The organism is Flavobacterium sp. (assembly GCF_044371705.1).
Taxonomy (GTDB): domain Bacteria; phylum Bacteroidota; class Bacteroidia; order Flavobacteriales; family Flavobacteriaceae; genus Flavobacterium.
The window spans coordinates 1-5,011 of record NZ_JBILTE010000187.1; the positions used below are offsets into that span (position 1 = coordinate 1).

The 5,011-nt window shown below is 36.0% G+C and carries 6 protein-coding genes; 4 read left to right on the top strand and 2 right to left on the bottom strand.

From position 1 onward, the window contains the following. A partial coding sequence (locus tag ACIQ2S_RS11240) for a hypothetical protein (RefSeq protein WP_396176028.1) occupies window positions 1–86 on the top strand: 86 nt, incomplete at its 5' end. A gap of 61 nt (window positions 87–147) precedes the next feature. Further along, the gene (locus tag ACIQ2S_RS11245; RefSeq protein ID WP_396176018.1) at window positions 148–1,200 is read left to right on the top strand and encodes an NAD(P)/FAD-dependent oxidoreductase; all 1,053 of its coding nucleotides are present in this window, start codon (window positions 148–150) and stop codon (window positions 1,198–1,200) included. On the opposite strand, the gene ACIQ2S_RS11250 is transcribed toward ACIQ2S_RS11245, so the two are convergent. Then, entirely contained in the window at window positions 1,197–1,586 is a 390-nt protein-coding gene (locus ACIQ2S_RS11250; protein WP_396176020.1) for a DUF983 domain-containing protein, read from the bottom strand. The two genes, ACIQ2S_RS11245 and ACIQ2S_RS11250, sit on opposite strands and share 4 nt — an antisense overlap. Before the next feature lie 66 nt (window positions 1,587–1,652). On the opposite strand from ACIQ2S_RS11250, the gene abc-f reads away from it, so the two are divergent. Together abc-f and ACIQ2S_RS11260 are read left to right on the top strand one after the other, a co-directional pair. Beyond that, the gene (gene abc-f / locus ACIQ2S_RS11255; RefSeq protein WP_396176022.1) at window positions 1,653–3,569 is read left to right on the top strand and encodes a ribosomal protection-like ABC-F family protein; all 1,917 of its coding nucleotides are present in this window, start codon (window positions 1,653–1,655) and stop codon (window positions 3,567–3,569) included. A gap of 5 nt (window positions 3,570–3,574) precedes the next feature. Next, window positions 3,575–3,961 carry a DUF4345 domain-containing protein gene (locus ACIQ2S_RS11260; protein ID WP_396176024.1) on the top strand — a complete coding sequence of 129 codons (387 nt, stop codon included), beginning with the start codon at window positions 3,575–3,577 and terminating at the stop codon, window positions 3,959–3,961. Here the strand turns inward: ACIQ2S_RS11260 and ACIQ2S_RS11265 are convergent. Next, on the bottom strand, window positions 3,954–5,011 hold a 1,058-nt coding region (locus tag ACIQ2S_RS11265; RefSeq protein WP_396176026.1), incomplete at its 5' end, for a peptidogalycan biosysnthesis protein. The genes ACIQ2S_RS11260 and ACIQ2S_RS11265 overlap by 8 nt on opposite strands.

Consider the following 5,011-nt stretch of genomic DNA (forward strand, 5'->3'; position numbering starts at 1 on the left):
AAGACAATTCTTTGAATCAGTTGTTAGAATCGGAACGAATCAAAGAGAAAATTAGAAACTTTGAACAAGATATGTGGAATTACTAATTCCCTTATTATATATCATAAAAACTCTTACCATTCGGTAAGAGTTTTTTATTTTTACAATATGACAGATTATCTAATTATAGGTTCCGGTTTGGCAGGCATTGCATTTGCTGAGCTAGCCTTGCAAAGCAACAAAACGATCAAGGTGTATGAAAATCATTCGCAAAACTCATCTACTATTGCCGGAGGATTGTACAACCCGGTTATTTTAAAGCGTTTTAGTGAAGTCTGGAAGTCGCAAGAGCAAATAGATATTGTGAATCATTTTTATGCACGTTTAGAAGCTAAATTAAGCGTAGCCCTTGATTTTAAAATTCCTATTTATCGAAGATTATATTCTGTTGCAGAACAGAACGATTGGTTTGTAGCCTCTGACAAACCCAACTTAGCCCCTTTTTTGTCAACAAGCATTAATTACAATCAATACAACGGAATTGATTCACCGTTTGGCTTTGGCGAGGTGTTGCAATCCGGGTATGTGGATACCGCTATGCTTTTAAAAAAATACCAGCACTATTTGTTTGAAAAGGAATTATTGGTTTTTGAAACGTTTGAGTATGGTCAACTTGCAATTGAATCTACTCAGATTGTTTATCAAGGAGCGAGTTATAAGCATGTCATTTTTGCTGAAGGTTTTGGTTTGCATTCCAATCCTTATTTCTCACGCTTACCTTTAGATGGTACCAAAGGTGAATTATTGATTATCAAAGCTCCCAATTTAGCTGTCGATGTTATCGTGCAGTCGTCAGTTTTTATAATTCCCTTAGGAAATCATTTGTTTAAAGTTGGGGCCACCTACAATTGGGAAGACAAAACCGCCATTCCAACAGAAGAAGGTAAAAAAGAATTAGTAGATAAGCTACGTGAATTAATTCATTGTGATTTTGAGGTGGTGGAACACTTGGCGGGAGTTCGTCCCACAGTTAAAGACCGAAAACCGATGATTGGAACACATCCAAAGTACGCACGCTTGCATGTATTGAATGGCATGGGCACACGTGGCGTAATGTTGGCTCCCGCAATGGCTAAGGATCTTTTTGAACATCTGGAATTTGGCAAACCAATTGATCCGACTGTAGATATTAAAAGATATAAAAAAATCAGTTGGGATTAGCGTTTGTGGCTTTTCCAGTCTTTGTCATAATGCACAAACATACTGATCCAGATGTTTCTTGATAGTCGGAGAATAATAGGGAAAGTGATAATTAAAGTAGCTATTATTGCAATAAATGAATGAATCAATCCCAAGCCTAAAAAGACATTTGAAATAATAAAAGCTGCAACGCCAAATGCAATACTTAAACCATAACTCACATACATTGCTCCATAAAAAAAAGACGGTTCTATTTTATATCGAGTGCCACAATGGCTGCAAGTTTCATGCATTTCAAAAATTTTACCCACTTTATAAGGATTTTTTTCTAAATACATACTTTCTTCTTGGCATTTAGGACAACTTCCTGTTAAAATGCTATTCAATTTGGATCCTTTTTTTAACATTTGCAAAAATTTTATACAAAGGTATCTTTTTAATGAGTGAACCAATGTAACATTTGTAACAATATTATGCTAAACATACACAATTTATCGGTTTCTTTTGGAGGAACATTTCTATTTGAAGAAGTCACATTTCGTTTGGGTGCAGGAGACCGAGTAGGGTTGGTAGGAAAAAACGGTGCCGGTAAATCAACCATGCTTAAAATTCTTGCAGGTGATTTTAAACCGGATTCGGGGAGTATTGCCACTGAAAAGGAAGTGAAAATGGGATTCCTTCGCCAAGATATTGATTTTGAACAAGGGCGAACCGTTTTGGAAGAAGCCTACCAAGCTTTCGAAGAAATTAAAAAAACCGAAAAACGAATTGACGAAATCAATCATCAGTTAGCCACTCGAACGGATTATGAAAGCCAGACCTATTCCGAGTTGATTGACGAATTAAGCGATGTGTCGCATCATTATGAAGTTTTGGGCGGTTATAATTACGTAGGCGATACCGAAAAAATTCTTTTAGGTTTAGGATTCAAACGAGAAGATTTTGATAATGGTACCGAAACATTCTCCGGAGGATGGCGTATGCGTATTGAATTGGCTAAATTGTTGTTGCAATCAAACGATATTTTGTTATTGGATGAGCCCACCAACCACTTAGATATTGAAAGTATCATTTGGTTGGAAAGTTTTCTTCGAAATTTCCCCGGCGTGGTAGTGATTGTATCGCATGATAAAATGTTTTTAGACAACGTAACCAACCGAACCATCGAAATCTCTTTAGGCAAAGCCTATGATTACAACAAGCCCTATTCGCAGTATTTGGTGTTGCGTGAAGAAATTCGCGAAAAGCAATTAGCCACACAAAAGAATCAAGCTAAGAAAATTGAGGAAACTGAAAAGTTGATTGAAAAGTTCCGAGCCAAAGCATCCAAAGCATCAATGGCACAGTCGCTAATTAAAAAACTCGACAAAGTAGAGCGAATTGAAGTAGATGAAGATGACAATTCAGTCATGAATATTTCCTTTCCGGTTTCTATCACTCCCGGAAGAGTAGTGATTGAAGCAGCCCATGTGACCAAAGCGTATGGCGATAAAACGATTTTAAAAGACATTTCTTTGTTGGTAGAACGCGGCAGTAAAATTGCCTTCGTGGGTCAGAACGGACAAGGGAAATCAACGTTTATCAAAGCAATTGTCAATGAATTTAAATATGATGGCACCATTAAATTGGGACACAATGTACAAGTAGGTTATTTTGCTCAAAACCAAGCAGAATATTTGGATGGTGAAATTACGTTGTTAGAAACGATGGTTAATGCCGCAACCGATACCAATCGTTCGAAAGTCCGCGATATGTTGGGTTCGTTTTTGTTCCGTGGCGATGATGTGGAAAAGAAAGTAAAAGTGCTTTCCGGAGGCGAACGAAACCGATTGGCGTTATGTAAATTGTTGTTGCAGCCGATTAATGTGTTGCTGATGGATGAACCTACCAATCACTTGGATATAAAATCGAAGAACGTTTTGAAAGCGGCTCTTAAAAAATACGAGGGAACACTGCTTTTGGTTTCCCACGACAGGGACTTTTTGCAAGGAATGGCTAATGTAGTTTATGAATTCAAAGACCAAAAGATTAGAGAATATTTGGGAGATATCAACTTCTTTTTAGAACAACGGAATGCGATGAACATGCGTGAAATTGAGAAAAAAGATGTGGTTGCGTCTAACAATACTGCTAAAAATTCTAAATCGGTTTCCTACGAAGATCAAAAGAAGAACAAATCGCTTCAAAATCGCTTAAGTAAAATTGAAAGTCAGATCAAGCAGTTGGAAATTGATATTCAGAATGACGACAAGGCCTTGGCTTCCAATTATGACAAGCACATTGAAGATGCTAATTTTTTCATGGCTTATACTAAGAAAAAGAAAGAATTAGATAAGTTATTGGAAGATTGGGAGGTGGTGCAAGGAGAAATTGATGCATTAGTAGAGTAAGGACAATGATTCGACAAAATTTACATTTGATTCTTTCCGTGTTGATTGTCATTCCGGCAGCACTTTTGTACGGATTATTTCCAAGTGATTCTTTACCGCTTTTTTTTGATTTTGAGGTTCAAACTACCGATTTGAAAAATGTATTTCGAGCCATTATGGGAATGTATTTGGCTTTTACATCAATTTGGATACTTGGTATTTTTAAATCGGATTTCTGGAAAATTGCAACCATTTCCAATTTTGTGTTTATGTTCGGATTGGTTTTTGGAAGAATGCTAAGTATGCTTTTGGACGGAATTCCTTCTCCTGCATTTTCAATGGGAATCATTGGTGAATTAATCTTAGGGTTATTTGCTTTTTATCAGTACCGGAAATACGAGCATTCTATTTAAACGGATTTCGTTCGTTCCATATTTTTTTAGGTTCTAAATAGCAAAATAGCTGTTCCATTTTTTTATTAATCAATGGATTGGTGTGTTGAATAAATCCAAACATTTCTTCCGGTTTTGCACCTACCGAACTTTTGATTTCCAAAGCCGTTCGGGCAAAAACAATCTCTTTAAAACCTTTATTGATTGAATAGGCAATCATGTCGTACAACATATTTAAATAGAGCATTTTTTCACGTTGTACGTCTTCGTCATACCCTAAAAAATAAGTGTCCATTTGCGAACCGTTTTTTATTAAGGTATTGAAACCAATGAGTTTATCGTTTTCAAAATAGCCATAAAATAAAAACTGATCCTGTAGTTTTTCTTTCAACACTTGAAAGTGATTTTTAGCTAAAAAGAAGGTGTTAAACGGAGCATTTTTGGCTACATGATGGTATAAGTTATAAATAGTTTCTTCATGCGTAATGATGTCACTTAAACTCATTTTTTGCTTGTCAATACCTTCTGCCTTTTTACGACAGCGTTTGTATTGGTCGCGGTATTTTTTTGACAAGTCGTTCACATAATCATCAAAACTTAACCAATGTTCACAAGAACAGAAAACCATATTTGGCTGTGTTGAAAATTTATAAAATGAATCAAATTCAGCTATTTCAAAAAGAGAACAATCGGCAGGTTCAAAATCTTTGATAGTGGTGATGTGCACTTTTTTCTTTCTTTTTTTAAGTGTGTTCTTTATCTCATTAGAAGCTAAATACAATTGATGAACAGCCTCTTTGGAGTTGATTGTATCTGAAAATCGAAAGGCATTTTGGCCGGTAAGCATATTGTTTCCGATAAAAAGTACGTGTGAGCAGAAATTCCGAAACAGAAAATTCCGAACAGCGGTTTTCACGCATTTATCACGTTCGCCAAATGATTCCAATTTGTTCAAATCCAGAAATTGCGACAAGGCGATACCTACCAATAAATTGTTGTTAAAAACGCCAATGTAAAAACAGCTCATGTTTTGCGGAGCTGTTGCTTCCAAAATCTCTAAATACTTGGTTG